12 protein-coding genes and 1 pseudogene are annotated in these 20840 nt (G+C 73.2%); 8 read left to right on the top strand and 5 right to left on the bottom strand.

Annotated elements, in window-relative coordinates; genetic code table 11:
* From ACZ6ZP_RS03730 to ACZ6ZP_RS03715, 4 genes are read right to left on the bottom strand one after another with little or no spacing between them, the layout of a single operon-like run.
* The gene (locus ACZ6ZP_RS03730; protein ID WP_469405421.1) at positions 1 to 4128 is read right to left on the bottom strand and encodes an SAV_2336 N-terminal domain-related protein; all 4128 of its coding nucleotides are present in this window, start codon (positions 4126 to 4128) and stop codon (positions 1 to 3) included.
* Positions 4118 to 5134, bottom strand: a complete 1017-nt coding sequence (locus ACZ6ZP_RS03725) for an AAA family ATPase (protein WP_361462556.1) — start codon at positions 5132 to 5134, stop codon at positions 4118 to 4120. The genes ACZ6ZP_RS03730 and ACZ6ZP_RS03725 overlap by 11 nt, the downstream gene beginning before the upstream one ends.
* A 44-nt stretch (positions 5135 to 5178) precedes the next feature.
* Positions 5179 to 7254 carry a VMAP-C domain-containing protein gene (locus ACZ6ZP_RS03720; RefSeq protein WP_469405790.1) on the bottom strand — a complete coding sequence of 692 codons (2076 nt, stop codon included), beginning with the start codon at positions 7252 to 7254 and terminating at the stop codon, positions 5179 to 5181.
* A gap of 13 nt (positions 7255 to 7267) precedes the next feature.
* The gene (locus ACZ6ZP_RS03715; RefSeq protein ID WP_366462053.1) at positions 7268 to 7618 is read right to left on the bottom strand and encodes a CU044_2847 family protein; all 351 of its coding nucleotides are present in this window, start codon (positions 7616 to 7618) and stop codon (positions 7268 to 7270) included.
* 221 nt (positions 7619 to 7839) lie between these two features.
* Here ACZ6ZP_RS03715 and ACZ6ZP_RS03710 point away from each other — a divergent pair, with 221 nt between their 5' ends.
* The 4 genes from ACZ6ZP_RS03710 (at position 7840) to ACZ6ZP_RS03695 (ending at position 16232) form a co-directional block, all read left to right on the top strand.
* On the top strand, positions 7840 to 11538 hold the full coding sequence (locus ACZ6ZP_RS03710) for a S8 family serine peptidase (protein ID WP_469405419.1): 3699 nt from the start codon (positions 7840 to 7842) through the stop codon (positions 11536 to 11538).
* Between the two features lie 250 nt (positions 11539 to 11788).
* A complete protein-coding gene (locus ACZ6ZP_RS03705) occupies positions 11789 to 14212 on the top strand; it encodes a glycosyltransferase (protein WP_469405416.1) in 2424 nt (807 codons plus the stop codon).
* On the top strand, positions 14209 to 15444 hold the full coding sequence (locus ACZ6ZP_RS03700; RefSeq protein WP_351160142.1) for an acyltransferase family protein: 1236 nt from the start codon (positions 14209 to 14211) through the stop codon (positions 15442 to 15444). The genes ACZ6ZP_RS03705 and ACZ6ZP_RS03700 overlap by 4 nt, the downstream gene beginning before the upstream one ends.
* A gap of 401 nt (positions 15445 to 15845) precedes the next feature.
* Complete coding sequence (locus ACZ6ZP_RS03695; protein ID WP_469405414.1) at positions 15846 to 16232, top strand: DUF488 domain-containing protein; 387 nt, start codon at positions 15846 to 15848, stop codon at positions 16230 to 16232.
* Between the two features lie 83 nt (positions 16233 to 16315).
* Here the strand turns inward: ACZ6ZP_RS03695 and ACZ6ZP_RS03690 are convergent, their stop codons facing one another.
* Positions 16316 to 18016: a serine/threonine-protein kinase gene (locus ACZ6ZP_RS03690; RefSeq protein WP_469405413.1), complete on the bottom strand. Its 1701-nt coding sequence runs from the start codon at positions 18014 to 18016 to the stop codon at positions 16316 to 16318.
* A 234-nt stretch (positions 18017 to 18250) separates the two neighbouring features.
* Between ACZ6ZP_RS03690 and ACZ6ZP_RS03685 the strand changes: the two genes are divergently transcribed.
* From ACZ6ZP_RS03685 to ACZ6ZP_RS03670, 4 genes and pseudogenes are all read left to right on the top strand, one after another.
* The gene (locus ACZ6ZP_RS03685; RefSeq protein ID WP_469405411.1) at positions 18251 to 18532 is read left to right on the top strand and encodes a hypothetical protein; all 282 of its coding nucleotides are present in this window, start codon (positions 18251 to 18253) and stop codon (positions 18530 to 18532) included.
* 121 nt (positions 18533 to 18653) lie between these two features.
* On the top strand, positions 18654 to 19388 hold the full coding sequence (locus ACZ6ZP_RS03680; protein ID WP_469405408.1) for an HAD family hydrolase: 735 nt from the start codon (positions 18654 to 18656) through the stop codon (positions 19386 to 19388).
* A gap of 64 nt (positions 19389 to 19452) precedes the next feature.
* Positions 19453 to 20067, top strand: a pseudogene (locus ACZ6ZP_RS03675) (sensor histidine kinase); the annotation flags it as partial.
* Positions 20064 to 20768 carry a response regulator gene (locus ACZ6ZP_RS03670; RefSeq protein ID WP_469405407.1) on the top strand — a complete coding sequence of 235 codons (705 nt, stop codon included), beginning with the start codon at positions 20064 to 20066 and terminating at the stop codon, positions 20766 to 20768. The pseudogene ACZ6ZP_RS03675 and the gene ACZ6ZP_RS03670, both read left to right, overlap by 4 nt.
* Positions 20769 to 20840 lie beyond the last annotated feature (72 nt).

Genomic DNA, 20840 nt, shown 5'->3' with positions numbered 1-20840 from the left:
TCACCGGTCGTGGAGCAGGTCGACGAGGCGCGAGAGATCACTCACCGTCGTCCGCACTCCGGCGGCGGCCAGGCGCTCCCGGGCCGTGCGGCTCGTCGCGTACCCGATGAAGGCGATGCGCAGGCTCTCGGCGGCGGCGGCCTCCGCCGGTGAGGAGCCGACCATGACGCAGCGGTCCGCCGGGGTGCCCAACTGCTCCAGCGCCCGGCGCGGGCAGTCGGGGTCGGGCATGAGGAGGGTGAGGTCCGGGGTGCGGCCGTGGATTCCGGCACCGGGCAGGTGGAGCCCCTTGGCGCCCAGGTAGGCCGTCACGGCGCGCGGCGACGTGTCGGTGACGATGGCCAGGCGGAGGGTCTCCTCGGGCCGGGCCAGGGTGTGCAGCAGGTTCGCGACGTGGGGCGACGGCTTCGCGGTGAGCGCGGCCTGCAGCTCGATCTCCTCCAGGCGCGCGTGCAGCTCCTCGGAGAGCGAGCGGCGCCGGGCGAAGGCGCGGAGCACGTCCAGGGGGTGGATGCGGTCCGCCGTGCCGCCGGCCGGGCGGGGCTCGGGCAGGAGGGGGGTGCCTGCCAGGGCGGCCTCAGGGTCGCGCCGCTCGGCGATCAGGGAGGTGAGGGCGCGGGCGGCATGGCGGGCGGACTGGGGCGAGTAGAGCCGGGCGAGGGTTCCGTCGAAGCAGAGGATGACGGATTCGATGGCGCCGGGCACCGGGGCGGGGGACGGCTCGGTGGTGACCTCGCAGTACCAGTCGTCGGACTGGGGCACGGCCTGGAACCGGCGTTGCAGGCGGCCCGAGCGGTTGAGCCGCTCGTGCAGGTCGCTGGAGACGATCACGACGGCGCGCCTGCTGTCGGGCCCGAGCAGATGACGCAGCCCGGAGGGGAACGTGGGCGCCGAGACCGTCGGGTCCGGCTCGTGGGTGAGGGTGACGCCGAGCCCGAGTACGGGGAAGACCTCCAGTGCGGCCGGGAGTTCGTTGACCGCCGCGGTCAGCACGTGCAGGACGTGGACCTCGGGAGCCACGGTCACCTCCCAGCCCCGCGGCCCCGCCCGCATCTCGAACCGGTCGGGGCCGATGCCGCCCCGGATGAGCAGGTGCGAGATCTCCCGGCCCAGGTTCTCCCGTACGTCCTCCTGCCGTCCCGCGGGGCGGGCCAGGTACTCGAAGGTGAGGGTGGTCGCGGGGGGCGTGGGCTGGTCGTCCGGCAGCTCACGGCTGACGCCGAGGTCGTCCAGCTGGGCGCTGGGGAGCTCCTCGTGGGGGGCGAGCACCTCGTCCTCGGTGTGCGGGAACTCCTGCAGCAGCTGGTCGAGTTCGGACTGCTCCCGCTCGGTGGCGCCCAGCTCCCGGTTCAGTTCGAGCAGCGTGTGGAGGAGGGACTGCCGCAGGCGGTTGATGTCGGCGCGGGCGGCGGCGGGCGCCGGGCCGGGGATGCCGTCCAGGGGAGTGCCGCGCCACAGCCCCAGGGCGGACCGGACCAGCTCACGGGCGCGGGCGAGGTCCCCCGCGAAGCGGGCGTCCCGGGCGTCGTCGTGGAGCCGCTGGAAGGTGAACAGGTCGACCACGTCGGGGCCCATGGGCAGGGCCAGGGAGTACGTGTCGCGCCCGCCCGACACGGAGTCAGGGCCCAGCGCGTTGCGCAGGCGGGAGGCGTAAGTGCCCAGGATGCGGCGCGCGTTCGCGGGCGCGGCACCGGCCCCCCACAGGCCGTCGATCAGCTCGTCGTGGTGTACGGCCCGGCCGCGCCTGAGCAGCAGCATGCAGAGCATGGCCTGCTCCCGGGGGGTGCCGGTGGCGAGATGGCGGCCGTTCAGGGTGACGCGCAGCGGGCCGAGCACGGAGTAGGAGCGGGCGCGGTCCGAGGGCGACGAGAGGCGGATGAGCCGGTCGAGGCCGCGGTCCTGGACGTCCGGGCTGCTGGAACGCAGGTCCTGCACCGCCGACATCAGCACGTCCGCGAGCGGTACGTCTGACCGGGCGTCCCCCGCCCGGGGATGCGGGCGCATCTGGTCGACCAGGCCGGCGAGCGCGAGGAGGTTGCTGCCGCGGCTCTGCTCGTGGAAGGCGTCGACGGCGAAGTCGCCGGTCAGGACCACGCCGCGCGACGCCACGACGACGTGCGACGCGCGAAGGGTCTGGAGGGTCAGCCGGTGGTCGCTGATCGCCTTGATCGCAGCGGCCAACGGCGGTAGCACGGTCAGGAGCTGGGAGACACGGAGGCCGGACCGGTACTGCGAGAGAAGGGACTGCAGGCCGGCCCCCGGCACGAACTCCGTGACCAGGTACGGCACGGGGCGACCGGACGAGCCGTCGACGCCGTGGTCCACGACGGGCGCCACGCTCTCGTGACGGAACGCGACGAGCCGGTCGGCCCACTGCGAGGAGTGCGGCGGACGCTGCGGATACTGCTTCACCACCACGGTGCTCCCCGGCCGGCGGACGTCCTCCGCCCGCCAGGTGCCGCTGTTCCGCCCGAGCCGCTCCAGGAGCCGGTAGCGGCCGGCGAACAGCCCCGCGTCCGCGCCCAGCTGCCGCGCACTCTCCCGCGTGACCGTCGCGAACGGCTCGCCCACCGGGGTCTGCGGCCCTGCGCCCCCCGAGGAGGGGGCCACCGCCCGCAGCACCCCCGGCGCCGCCCCCGCCCGCTCGTCGATCAGCCCGCCCACCCGGGCGAGGAGTTCTCGCGTACGCCCCCGCGCGGTGCGGGGCAGGGTGCGGAGCAGCAACTCCCGTACGCCGTCGCGGAATGCGTACGACCCTGTGGCCCCGTCCGAGGCCAGCATCCCGCTCAGGATCACCTCCGCCAGGTGCTGCGGGCGTGGCCGCTCCTCCACCGCCGCCTGGACGAGCCGCATGAGCGGCAACCGCGGTTCGCCCACCGCCAGATGGCCCGCCAGGCGGAAGGCCTCGGGGGATGCCGTGGAGCGGAAGCGCAGTACGAGGTCCTCGGGGGTGAGGTCCGCGATGTCCGGGGTGTCGGCGCCGGGGGCCGGTGACGGCGGGCTGCGGTCCAGCCACCCCACCGCGCCCGGCAGCCGGCCCCCGCCCGAGTCCGCCACCAGCCCCGCCCAGTGCGCGAGCCACGGCCCGGAGGGTTCGAGCACCGGGACCGGCAGCGCCCCGGCGGGCGGCGGCGCGTCGGCGGCGTACGGAGTAAAGGTGAGGGCGCTCGAAGGTGCCGCCGGGTGCGGTGAGGAGAGGGTTCCCGGAGTCGTGGGCAGCGCCGTGGTGCGCCAGAGGCGTTCCGGGAGTGGCTGAATCACGGCCACCGGCATCTGCGTCGCCCAGCGCCGAAGGGTGCGGTACCAGCGGGCGCCCGCGTCGCCGTCGCGCCACTGCGGCCCCATGCAGTCGCTGATCACCAGGGTGACCGTGCGGCCCGTGGCGGGTGCGTGGGCCGCCTGGGGCGGGACCGTGCCGTCCGGCTCCGCCCGGTGCAGCTCCACCGTGCGGAAGATGCCGGACTGGGCGAGCGCGGTGTGCAGTTCGTGGACCAGGGGGCGCCAGATCGGCATCGTCGGGCCCGCGTCGTACACCAGGCACAGGCGCAGCCAGCGTTCCTCGGCGGGGCGGAGCACCGGCAGCCAGCCTCGCGGGTGGCCGCCCAGACGGGCGATGCGGTCGGCCGTGGCCTCCTCGTCGATGACCTTGCCCACCGGGGAGGGGACGCGGCGCTTCAGGGGGCGCAGGGCGCGCTGCAGCGTGAGGGGGTGCGTCACCATCGGGGGGACGGGGACCCGGACAGGGGTGTGGCCGGGCGGGGTCGTCGGGCCGGTGGCGCTCGACGGGCTCTCTGGTGCGGTGGCTGCCGTCGTCGGGGCGTCCCTGCCCGTCGGAGTCGGCAGCCGCAGGGGCACCCGGTCGGCCGGGGCGTCCGGCGGAGGGGTGGCCGGAGCGGGGTCGGCCGGTTTCGGGGGTGGCGGGGACGACGGGGTCACCGGCGGGTGCGGGGGCGTCGTCGGCGGTGTGGCCGCGGCCTGTCCTCGCGGCGTCGGGTCGTCGCCGCCCGTCTGCCCGGCCAGCCACAGCAGTTCGGCCAGTTCGATCGAGGTGGGGCGGGCGCCTTCCGACGCCTGGGCCAGGACATCGGCGAGGCGTGCGACGGGGCCCCGGGGCGCGTCAGAGGGCATCGGGGCCCGGATCCGCGGCCTGCGTCAGATACGGCATCAGCTGGTGCGCGAGCTCGTCGCGCGAGGCTGTGTCGATGCCCGCCGCACCCGTCAGGTAGATCGCGTTCAGGAGCTGGTCCGTGGCGAGTTCGCCGCCGCTGCCCCGTTCGAGGAAGCGGGCGATGAGGGTGCGGGCGTAGGCGTCGGGCTCGCCGAGGTGGGCGCGGACGATCTCCTCCAGATGCTCGTCGCGCGGCTGGCGGAGGCGCAGCGTGACGCAGCGGCGCAGGAACGCGGGCGGGAACTCGCGCTCGCCGTTGCTGGTGAGGACGACGAAGGGGAAGGCCCGGCAGCGCACGCGGCCGCGCTCCACCGTCACCGGGTCGTCCGAGCCGTCGGTCAGGAGGTCCGCCCTGGGGGTCTGCTTGGCGATCCGCACCAGCTCGGGGATCTCGTACTGGCCCTCCTCCAGGATGTTCAGGAGGTCGTTGGGCAGGTCGAGGTCGCTCTTGTCGATCTCGTCGATGAGGAGGGCGCGGGGGCGGTCGTAGGGCAGGAGCGCGGTGCCCAGCGGGCCCAGGCGGAGGTGGTCCTCGACGCCCGCGCCGTCCCGGGGCGCCCGTGTCCGCGGGGAGCGCCCCGCGGCGTACAGCCGGGACAGCGGGTCGTACTGGTAGAGGCCGTCGCGCAGGGCGCTGCGGCTGGTGATGTTCCAGCGCAGGACCGGGCCCAGGCCCAGCTCCCGTGCCACCGCGTACGCGAGGCTCGACTTGCCGCTGCCGGGCGGGCCCGTCACGAGGAGCGGACGCCGCAAGTACAGCGCGGCGTTGACCAGTTGGACGCAGGTCTCCGTCGCCCGGTACGTGTGCGCCCGGTGCACGCGGTCCGGGGAGGTCGCCGATCCGTCGTCCGTGGGCGTCCGCAGGACCGGGCCGCCGTCGAAGGCGCGCCAGGGCGGGGGCGGGGGCAGCTCGGAGATCCCGTCGTGGGGCTCGTTCGTGCCGGTGTAGACGGGCCACAGGGACATGATCGGGGTTCTCCGTATTCGTACGTCGGGCTCAGGCGGCGGGCTCAGGCGACGGGGGAGTGGCGGTGGGTCGTGGGGGCGTCGGGGAAGCAGCGCGGGTCGTCCCAGAGGAGCTGTACGTCCCTCGCCCAGTGCTTGTCCGGTTCGTCCGACGCCTCGGCGCTCTCGCGCAACGTCAGTATGGTGCGGGGGAGTTCGGCGGGCGGGTGGCCGTCGACGTGGACGGCGATGCGGTCCAGGAAGTCGGAGCCTGCGCAGGGCGTGTCGCTGGTGTGATCGGTGTCCTCGCAGCCGGTGCGGGGCCAGAGGAGTACGGGTACGGGTGCGGTGAGGGTGACGTCGAAGTGGGTCACCGCCGTTCCGTGTGCCGCTGTTCCGTGTGTCGCGGTCCCGTCGGGGCCGGGGCCGGGGCCGGGGCCGGGGCGGTCGGTTCGTGGTGGCGCCGCGAACCCCGCCAGGTCCACGCCATCGTGCCGCAGCCGGAACCTCAGCTTGTTCGGCTTCTCCCGGGTGCCGCACTCGACGCGGTGCAGGACGGTCGTGGGGCGGTCGTCCAAGTCCTCCCACTTCCTGGCGAGTTGGTGACGCAGTCCGCCCTTGCGGCGGGACCGGTCGGTCACGACCAGGGGGTACGAGCAGCCGAGCGGGGTCGGGTCGTCGGCGCCGCACTCCCAGTGGGCCACCGGCCAGTTGAGCAGGGCGCGGGGGAGCACGAAGGCCAGCAACTCGTCCGTGCCGGGGGTGAGATGGGAGAAGGCGTCGTCGACGCGTTCCTGGACGTAGCGGCGGACGTTGCCCGCGGCGAGGGTGTGGGAGCCGACGGGGTGGCGCAGGCCCTCGCGGTACGCGGACACCTCGACCAGGAGCTGGTCGTCGCCCGCGCCGCTGTGGTCGATCTCGATGAGGATCGGGGACCAGGCCGGTGGCTCGCCCGGTGCCGGTGGGGCGGGGGCCGCGGGTGCGTCGAGCAGGCCCGCGAGGCGGTCGGCCAGGCGGGTCACCGCGTCCGGGTCGTCCACTTCGGAGAGTACGTACCAGGCCGCCGACCAGAGCGAGTTGAAGCCCTCCGGCGGTACGGGCGGGCCGAGCGGGCCCACCGCGTCGCGGTACAGGCGCTCCGGGTCGCGGGCGGCCGTGGTGTCCGCGGCCGCCCTGTCCACCAGGGCGCGCAGCCGTTCCTTCGCGGCGCGCTGGTGGCCGGGGGTGGGGATCAGGTCGCCGAGGGCGGGCCAGTAGCGGGCCATGACGGAGGTGGGCAGCATCCGTCCGTTGCGTACGCCGCTGGAGGCTCGGGTGGCGGCGGACACCATGCCTACGACGCGGTTGCTGTCGGCGAGGGTGACCGCGGCGCCGCTGAAGCCGGGGGCGAGGGGCTGGCCGTGGGCGCTCCATGCCTCCAGCTGGACCCACTCGTCGGCGATGCGCTGGGCGGCGGTGGCGCGGTACTCGGCGAGGGTGCCTTCGCGGTAGCCCTTGGGGAATCCGTAGGCGAGGAGGCGGGGGCGGGGGTCGGCGTACGCGTCTTCGGGGGCCGCGAACTCGGCGGGGCGGACCGGCACGGTGTGCGCCAGCTCCAGGACGGCGAGGTCGCCCAGGTTGTCGCCGTGTCCGTCCCAGCCGCCGTGGACGGTGACGGCGGCGGTGACCGTGCCGAGGTCTTCGCGGTGGGGGAAGGAGACGGTGACGGGGGTGGCGCTGGGGGCGCGGTGGGTGTTGCTGCCGCGTACGACGTGGGCGCAGGTCAGGACGTGCCGTTCGGACACGAGGAACCCGGCCCCGATCTCGCTGCCGCAGACGATGCGGGCGTGCCACGATGCGCTGCTCATGGGGTGGGGACGGCCTCCGGGGAGTGCGCGGGCGCTTCCGACTGCGGGTGCGTTTGTGCTGCGGCGTCGCTGAGGTGGTGGGTGCGGTGCCGGGCCGGTATGTCCGTCCTCGCTGGCGTCCGGTGGCCGTGGGGTTGCTGCGGTTCCGGGGTGTTGGGTGCCGTGCTCTGGTCGGACATACCGGCCCGTCCCCTTGCGTGCGGTCCCGGCTGCGGGTGCGTTTGTGGTGTGGGGCTGGTCTGGGTGTGGGGCCGGGCCGGTATGTCCGTCCTCGCTGGCGTCCGGTGGGCGCAGGGGCGCTGCGGGGTCATGTCGGGTCCGGTGCCGGCGTGGCCGTCGGGGGGTCCGGGGTCCAGGCGAGGCGTACCACCAAGTGGCCCTCCGCCGTGCCCTTCACGATCACCGCGCCCGCCTCCGCCGACATCCGTACGCCGAACTCGATCTCCACCGAGTCCGGGCGCAGAGTGCCGTCGCGGAACACCCGCAGCGCGGACTCCGCGGCCGCGCGTGCCCCGGCGAGCGACTCCTCGAAGGTGCGGACCGCCCGGGAGGGGCCGTCGCCGCGGGAGGAGATGAGGTGGGAGCCGTGGGTGTCCTCGACGTCGGCCATCACGACCTGCGTGCCGTCAGCGGTCGTGAACTCCACCAGATCGTCCATCAAAGCCCCCTCGTAGCGCGGTCCAACTGCATTGTTGCGGACGGTGCTTGCGGCTGTCACCTAAGTCACGGGCAACGGAATCGTGCGGGTGGGGCTGGCGGGAAGGTGCCCTGGCGGTTTCCCGCCAGCACCCGTCAACACCCCGGCAACACAAGCCCCCCGACACTCTTCGCAGCACCCGGGAACCACCCCCGCCCGGGTCCGACGAAGAGAGGGCACCCATGACCCGATCACCCGCGTGGCGAAGAGCGAGGCTGCTGCCGGCCGTCGGCCTCGCGTTCGCGCTGCTACCGGCAGGGCAGGCCGCTACCGCGGCTCCTTCCGACGTGCCGCAGGCCACCCCCGCCGCCCGCGCCGCCCACACGGTCACCCTGGTGACCGGCGACAAGGTCACCGTCACGGAACTCGGCGGCGGCAAGAAGACCGTCACCGTCGACCGGCCCGCCGGGGCCACCGGAGCCGTCCGGAGCGAGATCGCGGGCGACCGCATCACCGTCGTACCGGACGAGGCCCGGCCCTATCTGAGCGCGGGCACCCTCGACGAGCGCCTCTTCGACGTGACGGAGCTGATACGTCAGGGGATCGGAGAGCGTGCGCTGCCGCTCATCGTCACGTATGAGAAGGGCGCGCGCCGTGGTGCGGGGCCCCGTGGTGCCGACACGGTGCGTGCGCTGCCGAGTGTGGGCGGCCTGGCCGTGAAGGCGGACGAGCCGGAGGCGTTCTGGCGGGACGTGGCCCCGGGCGCTTTCAAGGAGGGTCGTACGAAGGCCGGTTCGGCGGGAACTCTCGCCGACGGCATCGGCAAGATCTGGCTCGACGGGCGTGTCGAGGCCGACATGGCGCAGAGCAACGAGCAGATCGGCACCCCCAAGGCCTGGGAGGCCGGGCTCACCGGCAAGGGGGTGAAGGTCGCCGTCCTCGACACCGGTGTCGACAGCGGTCACCCCGGTCTCAAGGACCGCCTGGACGCCACCAAGAGCTTCATACCGGGCGAGGAAGTCGCCGACCGCAACGGCCACGGCACCCACGTGGCCTCGACCGTCGGCGGCAGCGGCGCCGAGTCCGAGGGCGACAAGGAGAAGGGCGTCGCGCCCGGCGCCGCTCTCTCCGTGGGCAAGGTGCTCAGTGACGAGGGGTCCGGCAGCGAGTCGCAGATCATCGCCGGGATGGAGTGGGCGGCCAAGGACGTCGGCGCCAAGGTCGTGTCGATGAGCCTCGGTTCGCAGGAGGCCAGTGACGGCACCGACCCGATGGCCGCCGCCGTCAACACCCTCTCCAAGGAAACCGGCGCCCTCTTCGTCATCGCCGCCGGCAACACCGGCGCCCCCTCCTCGATCGGCTCGCCCGGCGCAGCCGACTCCGCGCTGACCATCGGCGCGGTCGACTCCGAGGACCAGGCGGCGTACTTCACCAGCCAGGGCCCGCGCCACGGAGACCAGGCCCTCAAGCCCGACCTGTCGGCGCCCGGCGTCGACATCCTCGCCGCCCGCTCGCAACTCGTCTCCGGCGAGGGTTACTACACCGAGATGAGCGGTACGTCGATGGCGACCCCGCACGTCGCGGGCGTCGCCGCCCTGCTCGCCGAGAAGCACCCGGAGTGGAGCGGTGCGCGTCTCAAGGACGCGTTGATGTCGACCTCCGAGCAACTGGATGCGTCCGTATACGAGTTGGGTGCGGGGCGTGTCAGTGTGCCCGATGCCGTCGGTGCGCAGGTCACCGCGAGCGGGAGCGTCGATCTCGGCTTCTACTCCTGGCCCTATGGGGGCAATGAACCCGTCAAGGAGACAGTCGCGTACTCGAACTCGAGCGACTCTGCAGTCGAGTTGAGTCTCGCCGTCGAAGGTGCGGCTGAGGGTGTCGCGCGCCTCGGAGACAAGACGCTCACCGTTCCCGCGCACGGCACCGCCTCCACCACCGTGACCGGAGACGGTTCGAAGGCGCCCGTCGGCAACACCAGTGGCCGCATCGTCGCCAGCGCCGCCGGGAAGCCGGTCGCGCACACCGCGTTCGGGCTGGTCAAGGAGGAGGAGCGGTACTCGCTCACCGTTCATGTCAAGGACCGGGACGGAGCGGCGACCGGCGCCGGGCTCGTGTTCCAGCGGCTGGCCGAGCAGGTCGACCCCGTCCAGGCGGAGGTCGGCGAGTCCGGCACCCTGGAGCTGCGCCTGAAGCCCGGAACGTACGCCCTCTCCTCGTTCCTCGACGTGCGCGGCAGCAAGGGCGAGGACTCCCTCGGCCTCGGCTTCCTCGCCGCGCCGGAGGTCGTCCTGGACCGGGACCGTGAAGTCACCCTGGACGGCAGGAAGTTGCGGGAAGTCGGTGTGGACGTCGGCAGGCGGACGGAGACCCGGCAGCTTCTGATGGAGTACGACCGCAAGGCGAACGGCGCCGAGCTGATGGGCGCGGTCCAGGTGCCGGTCAAGTACGACAGCATCTTCGCGGCGCCCACCGCCAAGGTGGCCGACGGCAGCTTCGAGTACCGCACCGTCTGGCGCCTGGGCAAGCCCACCCTGGACGTGAGGGGTCTGGGCGAGGTGGTCGCGCAGCCCGGCGGCACGGTGACCGACGGCCGCAGCAGGCTGCGGGTGGTGGATGTGGGCGGTGGCACCGCCGCCGAGTACGCGGGCAAGGACGTCAAGGGCAAGGCTGTCGTCGTGCGGCGGTCCGGTGACTCTGGGGTGACGCCTGAAGAGATCGGTCAGGCCGCCCAGGACGCCGGTGTGAAGGCCCTGTTCGTGACGGACGACGCGCCGGGCAGGCTCAACGCCTGGTTCGGCACGGACGACAACGCGGACCGGCCGCTGCAGATCGGCACGGTCAACGCCGCGGACGGGGCACGGCTGCTCGCGGCGGCCAGGGCGGGGCGGGCTGTTGAGACTGCGGCGACGTCTCGCACGCCCTATGTCTACGACGTGTCGGAGGGGCACGAGGGAGCGGTGCCCCGCGACCTGACGTACGAGCCGTCGAAGCGTGAACTCGCTGTTCTGGAGACCAAGTTCCATGCGGTGAAGCCTGTGGCGGGTGGTGAGTTCCGCTACTCGCTGACCGATACCTTCGCCGTCGGGATCGGCTTCCAGGAGAAGATCGACTATCCGGTCGAGCGGACGGACTACGCGTCCACGGGGGCCGGGCAGCTGTGGCACGAGTCTGTTTCGGTCGGGCCGGGCGCGTTGGAGGAGCGCAGTGGTCTGGTCAGTTACCGGGGCGGCAAGCGCGGTGAGTTGAACTGGTTCAAGCCCGTGTGGCATCCGTGGCTGGGGACGGGGCTCGGCTGGGGCCAGCAGCGGTACGGGAACACGCTGGAGTTCAATGTGCCCGGGTGGGGTGATTCCGGGCCCGATCACACGGGGTTCGGTGACGTGTGGAACGACGACTCCATGACGCAGGTCAGTGAGGTGTATGCGGACGGGGAGTTGGTCGACCGGCGGCGGAGCTCGGGTGTGTATGTGTGGGACGCCGATCCGGCGTCGACCACCTACAAGGTCGTGACGGACACGACGCTCGATCCCGAGCGGTGGCGGCTCGCCACGAAGGGGCACTCGGAGTGGACCTTCACGTCGAAGGAGACGGCGAGCGACAAGAAGAGTTTCCTGCCCTTGCTGAATCTCGGGTTCGATGTGGACACGGACCTCGGCGGGAATGTCCGGGGCGGACGTTCCGTGGATGTCGGGATCTTCTCCGAGTACGTGAAGGGAGCCGTGGACACCGGGGCCATCGGCGGCGGGAAGCTGGAGGTCTCGTACGACGACGGGAAGAGCTGGAAGGGCGTCGCGCTGGACCGGGACGGCGGTAGGGCCGCCTGGGAAGGGGAGTTGAAGGTGCCTGGTTCCGCCGAGTTCGTCTCGCTGCGGGCCTCCGCCAAGGACGACCGGGGCGGGTCGGTCACGCAGGAGATCGTGCGGGCGGTGGGGGTGCGGTAGCGGGACCCCCTAGGACGCACCTCGGACGTACGTGGACGCACCTGGGACGCAGGCCGGGCCGGATGTCCGGCCCGGCCTGCTCACTCTGTGCACGGGGACGTAATGCGAGCGTTACGTCGCTGAAGGTGTGGTGTCACAGTGATCGTTGAGGCTGGTGAGGCCGATTGGCCCCTGTTCCGGGGCCAGTTGGCGGCTCGACGAGAACCAAACGGTCCTCCCCCCACAATCCGAACAGGATGGGACCACATAGATGTCCATCTCACCGCCCGCCGGGCGTGCTCTCGTGCGCCCGAAAAGTATTTCCTCCCGGCCCGGCCCCGCTCCCGGGGGCCACGTCCTGGCCGTCGGCTCACCGGGGCCGAGCCGTGAACTGCTCACCCGGACCCTGAGACTCACCGGGTACGACGTCACCCACGCCGTCCCCGGCGACGTACAACGCCAGGTCAGGCAGGCGCCACCGGACGCGATCGTGGCCCTCGACGACGGTCCTGACGGGCGGCGCCAAGGCCTCGACGTCATACGCGAGGTCCGCGCCGACCCGGCGGGGCAGGCGCTTCCGCTGCTCATGGTCACGGCGGCCCGGACCCACGCCCCCGGTGCCGTCGCCGATCTGCTGACGCAGGGCGCCGACGACTGCCTGCCGGAGGCCGCCGACCCGCGCGAGCTCTCGGCGCGGATAGCGGCCAAGCTGCACCGCGTCCCGGTCCCGGTGGAGAACCTGCCGCGCGATCCGCGCACCGGCCTCTACTCGGGGCCGCACTTCATGGACGAACTCGACCGCGAGCTCGGGCGCCCGTCCGCGGCCCGGCGCGGCGGTGTCCTCGCCGTGGTCGGCGTCGCCGAGATGGCGGCCCTGGAGACACGGCTCGGGCCGCGCGTGCGGCGCGAGGTCGCCGAGCGGCTCGCCGGGGTGGCGATGGGGGCATCCCCCGCTCGAGCGGAGCCGGGAGCTCGGGGAAGGCTCGGCGGTGTCTGCGACCGGCTCGGGTGGGACGAGGACGGGCAGCTGCTCGTCCTCATGCCCGGCGTCGACGAGGAGACGGCCACCCGGAGCCTGCGGGAGTTCGCCGTCGCCGTGGCCGGGACGCGCTTCGTCGTCGCCGACGAGAACGTCCGGCTCACCCCGGCCGTCGGCTGGACCCCGCTCGCCGAGTACGCCGACCACACCCGGGCGGTCGAGCACGCGCGGGACGCCGTCGCCGAGGCCGTGCGCCACCGGGACCTGCGCCCGGTCCGCCACGAGCCGTGGATGCGGAGGAGCGCCCCGCACGGTCACCGCAGGGCCCGCGCCGGGCTGCGGACGCTGCTCACCTGGGCAACGCGGCTGCTTGCGCCCGTGCTTCCGCTGGTCCTCGGGGTGGGCGTGCCGTTCCTGCTCTATCAGCAGGCGTACGAACTGGGCTGGGACGCGGCCGGGTCCGCGTACTGGGTGGTGGTGGCGGGGCTCGTGCTCTCCGCCCTGCTCATCATGCTGGAGTGCCTGTTCTCGCTGGACGCGACGGACCGCCCCGAGCGGCCGGGCCAGCCCTATCCGTCCGCCAGCGCCGTCATCGCCGCGTACCTGCCGAACGAGGCCGCGACCATCGTCGACACCGTCGAGTCGTTCCTGCGGCTCGACTACCCGGCCGAGCTGGAGATCGTCCTCGCGTACAACACCCCGCACCCGCTGCCGGTCGAGGACACCCTGCGCGAGATGGCCGCCCGCGATCCGCGCCTCGTGCTGCTTCCGGTGGCCGGGAGCACGTCCAAGGCGCAGAACATCAACGCGGCCGTGACGCGGGTGCGCGGCGAGTTCGTCGGCATCTTCGACGCCGACCACCACCCCGCGCCGAACGCCTTCCGGCACGCGTGGGACTGGCTGTCCAACGGCTACGACGTCGTCCAGGGCCACTGCGTGATCCGCAACGGCGACAGCTCGTGGGTCGCGCGGACCGTCGGCGTCGAGTTCGAGACGATCTACGCGGTCAGCCATCCCGGACGGACCCGGATGTACGGCTTCGGGGTCTTCGGCGGGTCGAACGGCTTCTGGCGCACGGATCTGCTCGCCAGGACCCGGATGCACGGCTCGATGCTCACCGAGGACATCGACTCCACGATGCGCGCCCTGAACGAAGGCGCGCGGATCGCCATGGACCGCACGCTCATCTCGCGCGAGCTCGCGCCCACGCTGCTGCGCCCGCTGTGGAACCAGCGCTCGCGCTGGGCGCAGGGCTGGCTCCAGGTCTCGCTGCGGCACCTGTGGGGCGCGCTGCGTTCGCCGGTGTACTCGCGCAGGCAGAAGACGGGCCTGCTCGTGCTGCTCGGCTGGCGCGAGGTCCAGCCGTGGCTGACGCTGCAGATCCTGCCGATCCTGGTGCACGCGGCGTGGCGCGCGGGCGGCGCCGACCGCCTGGACTGGGCGGTGCCGGTCTGCCTGACGGCGGCGGCGTTCACCATGTCGGCCGGGGTGGTGCAGGCGGCCTTCGCGTGGCGGCTCGCGGTGCCCGAACTGCGCCGCCGCAAGGCGTGGTTCTGGCGCTACCTGCTCGTCTCCACGTTCTTCTACTCCCACTTCAAGAACATGGTGGCGCGGCAGGCGCATCTGAAGGAGGCGCTCGGCGACCGGCAGTGGCGGGTCACGCCGCGCGCCACCACGGAACCAGGGGCGGTCGCGGAGCCGGCGGTGCGGGCATGAGCGCGCTGACGACCGCCCGGCCGCTCGCCGACGCGTCGGAGCCCGCGCCCGCTCCGCCCGCCTCCCGTGGGCGCGCGCTCGAACTCCAGGGATACCGCGGTCTCGCCGCCCTGAGCACGGTCCTCTTCCACGTGTGGCAGGAGTACTGCACGTACGACGCGGCCGGTGCGCATCCGCCGGTCGACAGCCGGTGGCTGGGCGCGCTGGTCTCGCTCGAAGTGATCGACCTCTTCTTCGTGATGTCCGCGTACCTGCTCACGCTGTCGTACGCCCGCGCCGCCATCGACGGAGGCCCGATCCGTACGGGCAGGACGTTCCTCTTCCGGCGGGCGATCCGCATCCTGCCGCTGTACTTCCTCGCGGTGCTCGTCGTCTGGTCCTCCCGCAATCCGACGCTGCCGGGCGACTGGCGCGATCTGGTCGGGCACCTCACGTTCACGCACGTCTTCGACCGGGAGCGGATCTTCTACACCCTGGGGCCCACCTGGTCCCTCTCCCTGGAGGTCGCCTTCTACCTGGCGCTCGTCGCGCTGGGGCCGCTCGCGGTGCGGGTGTGCCGGGGGCTCGGGACACGGCGGGCGCGGGTCGCCGTGTGTCTGTCGGGGTGTGCTGCGCTCTTCGTGCTGCCGCTGGTGTGGATCTCTGTCGCGCACTACGTCGTCGGGGTGCCGCACACCGACTGGCCGGTGTACTTCGGGCCGCAGGCCCGCTTCGGGGGCTTCGCGGCGGGCATGGCGCTCGCGGTGCTGCTCGTGGCGCTCGGGGAGCGGGGCAAGCTGAGCGCGCGGGCGACGGTTCCGCTCGCGGTGGCGGCGCTAGCGGGGCTCTACGCCCTGTCGTACGTCTCCGAGGCGGAGAACTTCGCCCACACCTTCTACCACCCGATCGCGGCCCTGCTGTGGTTCACGCTGCTCTACGCCACGCTGCACGTCCGCCCGCGTGAACAGGTGCGCTGGCACGGCCTGTTGAGAGCGCGCTGGGTGACGGCGGTCGGGCTCATCAGCTACAGCGTCTACATCTGGCACGAGCCGGTCATGCTGCACCTCATCGAGTCGGGGCTCGTGCCGACCGGACAGGCGGGCTTTCCCGTCGCCGCCCTGATGGTCCTCGCGGTGGCGCTGGCGGTCGGGGCGGCGAGCTACTGGCTCGTGGAGTATCCGGCGGGCCTGCTCGGCAGGGCGAAGGACGCCAAGGGGGCGACGCGGGACTTCTATCCGGAACCCACGCGCTGACGCCGTCCGGTGCGTACGGCACGTGGCGTGCGCCGCACGCGGCGACGCCGCCTCCCGTGGGACGGGGGAGGCGGCGTCGCTGCGAGAGGTTCTGGGTGACGTCAGATCAGCCAGCCGAGGAAGTGGGCGAGACCGGCGACGACGTCAGTGATGATGTTCATGGTGGTGCTTCTCCTTGTGGGACTTTCTCAGGATGTTCCAACTCCCGGCCCTCGTATGGGACATGGACCGGGAACGCGGCAACTACGGTCTGCAGCCCGTTGCTTGCGTTCCGTAATCATCGTCAATCACATGCGTCACATGCAATCCCTGGCGCGACGATCACCTGTTCCAGGGAACAACTGCTCCCCTGTTCGCATTTTCGAGATGCGGAGGCCCTGGCGCGGCGCGACGATGGGCGTATGGACGATGGGCCCATGAAGGCCGCCGAGGTGTTTCCCGTGCGCCGCGTGTACGACCCGCCCGGCGAGGCGGACGGTGTGCGGGTCCTGGTCGACCGGCTCTGGCCGCGCGGCGTCTCCAAGGAGCGCGCCGCCGTCGACGCATGGCCCAAGGAGGTCACGCCCTCCAGCGAGCTGCGGACCTGGTTCCACCAGCACCGCGACCAGTACGAGGAGTTCGGCCGCCGCTACCGCGCCGAGCTGGCGGGCCCGGAGCAGCAGGACGCCCTCCACCGCCTGCGCGAACTGGCGGACGCGGGGACGGTCACCCTGGTCACCGCCGTGAAGGACGTGGAGCACGGCCATCTGCCGACGCTGCGGGCCGAGTTGATGGAGGGGCGGGCCTGAGGGCGTCGGAGGGGCGCGTCGGAGGGGCGCGTCTGAGGGGCGCGTCTGAGGGGCGCGTCTGAGGGCGACGCGCGCCGGGGCCGTCAGCCCGTCCGGGCGAAGGAGCGGTGCGCCTTGACGAAGTGCTGCTCGCCCTTCGCCGCCTGCCCGGCGGGCGCGGAGACCCACAGGTCGTACATCTTGCCGCCCTCGTCCCAGCTCAGGTCGTACGTGCGGCGCGGTCCGCCGTCCCCGGAGCCGCCGTCCCAGGTGAACTCCCAGACGGCCGCGGGGTGGCCGTTGTGCGTGGTCTGCCGGACCGAGCCGTCGCGGTAGCCGGGGTAGTCCGAGGGGCCGTCCTTGTGCGCCTGCCGCATCACCGCCACGGGGCCGTCCGGGTCCAGGGGCTGGGGGTGGACGCCGATGCGGAAGGCGTTGTCCGCCGAGTTGTAGTAGACGCGGGGCGGTTCGGCGGAGCGGGCGAAGCCGGTGGGCGTCACCATCTTGAAGCCGGTGGGGTCGGCGACCGTCCGGTAGCCCGCGGGTGCCGGGTCGGTGTCCGCCTCGCCGGCGCCGCCCGTCCCGGTCGGGGCGGGTCTGCCGGTGCCTTCGGCGGGGGAGGGCTTGGGGGCGGCGGGGCTCTTCTCGCCGTCCTTGTCGTTCTTACCGGGGTTCTTCGGCTTGCCGGCGTTCTTGGACGGCGTCCTGCTCGGCTCCTTGGTCTCCTGCTTCTCGCGCACCTCGTCCGCGGCGCCGCCGCCCCGCGCCTCCGAGCCCGTCCGGGAGTCGTCCCGCGTCAGGAGCCACGTGCCGGTGCCGCCCACCGCGAGGGCGGCGGCCAGGGCGGCGGCCAGGAGTGCCGTACGGATGCGGGGGCGTGCGGCCGGTGCGGCGGGGGCGGAGCCGAGCACGATCGCCTCGTCGGGCGGGGGCGGCTGTACGGGCCTGGGGGCCACCGGGGTGCGGGGCACGGTGGGCATCCGCTCCTCCACCAGGAAGCCGCGCAGCGCCTGCTCGGCCTCGTCCGCGCCGAGCCGCCGCTCGGGGTCCCGCTCCAGCAGGCCGCGTACGACGGGGGCCAGCGGACCGGCGGAATCCGGGATTCTGATGTCGTCCATGACGACGGCGTGCAGGACCCCCGCCACCGAGTCGCGGTGGAACGGCGACTCGCCCTCGACGGCCGCGCAGAGCAGCACCCCGAGCGACCACAGATCGGACTCCGGGCCCGTGCGCTTGCCCGACATGCGCTCCGGGGCGGTGTACTCGGGCGAGCCGACGAACGCGCCCGTCTCCGTGAGCGTCGTCTGCCCGGCGACCTGCGCGATCCCGAAGTCGGAGAGCACCACGCGCTCCGTGCCCGCCTCCAGGAGTACGTTCGCGGGCTTGAGGTCACGGTGCAGCACCCCGGCCAGGTGCGCGGCGCGCAGCGCGGCGAGCAGGGCGAGGCCGATGCGGGCCGCCTCGGCGGGCGGGACCGGGCCCTCCAGGGCCATCCGGTCGGCGAGCGAGCGGCCGTCGATCAGCTCCATCACGAGCCAGGGCTGCGCGTCGTGCTGGACGACGTCGTGCAGGACCAGGATGCCGGGGTGCTTCACCTGCGCGACCGAGCGCGCCTCGCGCAGCGTGCGTTCGCGCCGGCCGGCGGCGTCGGCCGCCGACTGCCCCGCGTCGACGTGCAGCTCCTTCACCGCGACGGCGCGGCCCAGGAGGTCGTCCTGTGCCCGCCAGACCGTGCCCATGCCGCCGCGCCCGAGCGGCGTCGTAATGCGGTAGCGCCCCGCTATGAGATCCCCGTGACGTGCCATGGCCGCATCATACGAACTCACGTTGCACACAGGTCAGTTGGGCCGATCGGTGTCCATGGTGCGGAAGCGGCGTGACCGAGCGGTGAAGGGAAGTGAACGGCGCACATGCTGGGGGCAGGTGCCTCCGCGCGCCGGATACGAGGCGTGTCTGATCGCCTACTGTGGGTGACTCCAGCGGGTCGCGTCGGGAGCGGTCCGCACGGTGGAGGGGACATCAACATGATGCGATGACGCATGGCCGTGACCCTGGGGGCACTCGCGGCGGCCGCGACCCTGACGATCGCGGTGCCGGGATCGGCGTACGCGGCGGAGGGGGCCCTGATCGTGAACGGCTTCGAGTACGACGACCCGAGCGGCTGCTACCCCATCGACTGGTTCCCGTCCTCGGTGACCAACCACACCGACGCCATCGCCGAGGTCCACTCCGGCCCCGGCTGCGGCGGCCCGGTCGAATGGCTGGTCCACCCCGGCGAGACGTACTACACGGAGACCGCCCGGAGCGTCTTCATCCTCTGACCACCTGCCGAGCCCTGCCAGAAAGTACGAGCCACCGGCGCCCCGTCCCCGCGGGGCGCCGGGTGCCGTGTGCCGACAGCCCCTCATCGCGGCTTTACGCGGCGGCCGATAGGGAGACCCCATGCCAACTCCCCAGCTCCCGCCCGTCCGTGGCCCCGAGGGCCCGATCCGCGCCACCGCCCCCGCCCCGGTGACGCGCCCCAGGGCGGTGCTCTTCGACTTCTCCGGGACGCTGTTCCAGATCCAGCCGTACGAGGACCGCATCCGCGCCGCGCTGCCGGGCCCGGTGGACGGGCCCACGATGGACGCCATCCTCACCTCCCTGGAGGCGGGCCTCGCGGACCCCGCCGTCGTCGCGGCCCAGCACGCGCGCGACGTCTCGGCCGAGGCTCACCGCCGCGCGTTCACCACCTGGTACGCCTCCGCCCCGGCGCTCACCCCCTACGCCGGAGCTCTCTACGATCAACTCCGTGCCCCGGAGCACTGGTTGCCCTACGCGGACACCGGGCCCACGCTGGCCGAACTCGACGCGCGCGGCATCGCGCTCGGGGTGGTCAGCGACGTCGGCTGGGATCTGCGGCCGACGTTCGCCCGGCACGGCCTCGACCGCTGGTTCGGCAGCTGGGTCCACTCGTACGAACACAACACGGAGAAGCCCGACCCGCGGCTCTTCGGCCACGCGTGCGCGGAGCTGGGCGTGGCCCCCGCGGACACCCTGATGGTCGGCGACCACCCCGCCAAGGACGGCGGGGCCGCGAGTGCGGGACTGCGGTCCTACGTGCTGCCGGGCGGGGCGGCGCCGGGGGCGGTGCGGGGGCTGCGGGCCGTGCTCCGGCTCGTCGAGGGGCCTCACTGATCGCGGCGTCGCACCGCTGCCACCGTGATCGCTGCCGCCGCCAGGGCCCACACGACGTAGACCGTCCCTCCAGGCGGGCGCCGCACGCCGGGTCATCGACACCCAACCCGCCGGTGCGCGCGAGGCGTTGACCGCCATCGAGGCCACCGGCAGGGAGACGCTGTCCGGCCTGCGCCGCATGCTCGGCGCCCTGCGCGAGGCGAACCGGGAACGGCGGAACCGGGAACGGCGGAACCGGGGAGGCCGGAGAGGGGGGGAGGCGGAGAGGGCGGAGGTGCGTCTCGGTGCCGGACCCGGCCTCGCCGCCGTCGACCGCCTCGCCGAGACGACGCCCGCCGCCGGTGTCCGCGTCGACGTGCGGTGGCTCGGCGAACTCCGGCCGCTGCCAACGGAGATCGACGTGTCCGCGTACCGCATCATCCAGGAGGCGCTCACCAATGTCGTACGCCATGCGGGCACCGCATCGTGCGGCGTCTCCGTCGACTGCCGCGCCGACGAGCTGGCCATCGAGGTGATCGACGCCGGACGCGGCCACGGCAGCACCCCGGACGGCGGCTACGGCCTGATCGGCATGCGCGAACGGGTCGGCCTGCGGCGCGGCGAGTTCTCCGCCGCGCCACGCCCCGAGGGCGGCTTCCGGGTCGCGGCACGGCTGCCCGTCCCGGCGGGGGTCCGGTGAACGCGCGGAGCCACCCGGCGGCGGCCCCGGCACCCCGGGCGCCCTTCCGCGTCGTACTCGTCGACGGCCAGCCCCTCGTCCGCGCCGCCCTGCGCATGGTGATCACCGAGGCCCCCGACATCGAGGTCGCGGGCGAGGCGGGCACCGGAGCCGAAGCCGTCCGGCTCGCCGAGGAACTGCTGCCGGACGTCGTGGTGATGGACATCCGCATGCCCGGCATGGACGGCATCGAGGCCACCCGTCTGATCGCCGAAGGGCCGAGCCGGAACACCCACGTCACCGTCCTGACCACCTTCGACGACGACGATCACGTCTACGGCGCGCTGCGCGTCGGCGCGGCCGGGTTCCTGGTCAAGGACATGGCGCTCGACGACATCCTCGCCGCGATCCGCGTCGTCGCCGCCGGGGACGGGCTGATCGCACCGAGCGTCACACGCCGCCTGATCAAGGAGTTCGCGGCCCGTCCGAAGCCCAACTCCCGCCCCCGGAGCGGCATCTCGGGGATCACCGACCGCGAACGCGAGGTCCTGACCCTCGTCGGCGGCGGCCTCTCCAACACGGAGATCGCCGCCGAACTCTCCATCGGCGTCGCCACCGCCACGGCCTATCTGACCCGCCTGCTCGCCAAGCTGGACGCGCGCGACCGTGTGCAGCTGGTCATCCTGGCGTACGAGACGGGCCTGGTCGGGTCGCCCCACTGACCTGCGCCATGCTCCCGCTGACCTCCGCCGCACTCCTGCTGACCTGGGCAAGGGTCTTGTCGGGAGCACGTC

This window comes from Streptomyces sp. NPDC054047 (assembly GCF_055585065.1).
This window is presented reverse-complemented; position numbering and strand designations above follow the sequence as displayed.

Excerpts from the sequence above, each read along its gene's own strand:
- ACZ6ZP_RS03700 (WP_351160142.1), top strand. The coding sequence starts at position 14,209 with ATGAGCGCGCTGACGACCGCCCGGCCGCTCGCCGACGCGTCGGAGCCC.
- ACZ6ZP_RS03705 (WP_469405416.1), top strand. The coding sequence starts at position 11,789 with ATGTCCATCTCACCGCCCGCCGGGCGTGCTCTCGTGCGCCCGAAAAGT.
- ACZ6ZP_RS03690 (WP_469405413.1), bottom strand. The coding sequence starts at position 18,016 with ATGGCACGTCACGGGGATCTCATAGCGGGGCGCTACCGCATTACGACG.
- ACZ6ZP_RS03680 (WP_469405408.1), top strand. The coding sequence starts at position 18,654 with ATGCCAACTCCCCAGCTCCCGCCCGTCCGTGGCCCCGAGGGCCCGATC.
- ACZ6ZP_RS03730 (WP_469405421.1), bottom strand. The coding sequence starts at position 4,128 with ATGCCCTCTGACGCGCCCCGGGGCCCCGTCGCACGCCTCGCCGATGTC.
- ACZ6ZP_RS03710 (WP_469405419.1), top strand. The coding sequence starts at position 7,840 with ATGACCCGATCACCCGCGTGGCGAAGAGCGAGGCTGCTGCCGGCCGTC.
- ACZ6ZP_RS03715 (WP_366462053.1), bottom strand. The coding sequence starts at position 7,618 with ATGGACGATCTGGTGGAGTTCACGACCGCTGACGGCACGCAGGTCGTG.
- ACZ6ZP_RS03695 (WP_469405414.1), top strand. The coding sequence starts at position 15,846 with ATGGACGATGGGCCCATGAAGGCCGCCGAGGTGTTTCCCGTGCGCCGC.
- ACZ6ZP_RS03725 (WP_361462556.1), bottom strand. The coding sequence starts at position 5,134 with ATGTCCCTGTGGCCCGTCTACACCGGCACGAACGAGCCCCACGACGGG.
- ACZ6ZP_RS03685 (WP_469405411.1), top strand. The coding sequence starts at position 18,251 with ATGGCCGTGACCCTGGGGGCACTCGCGGCGGCCGCGACCCTGACGATC.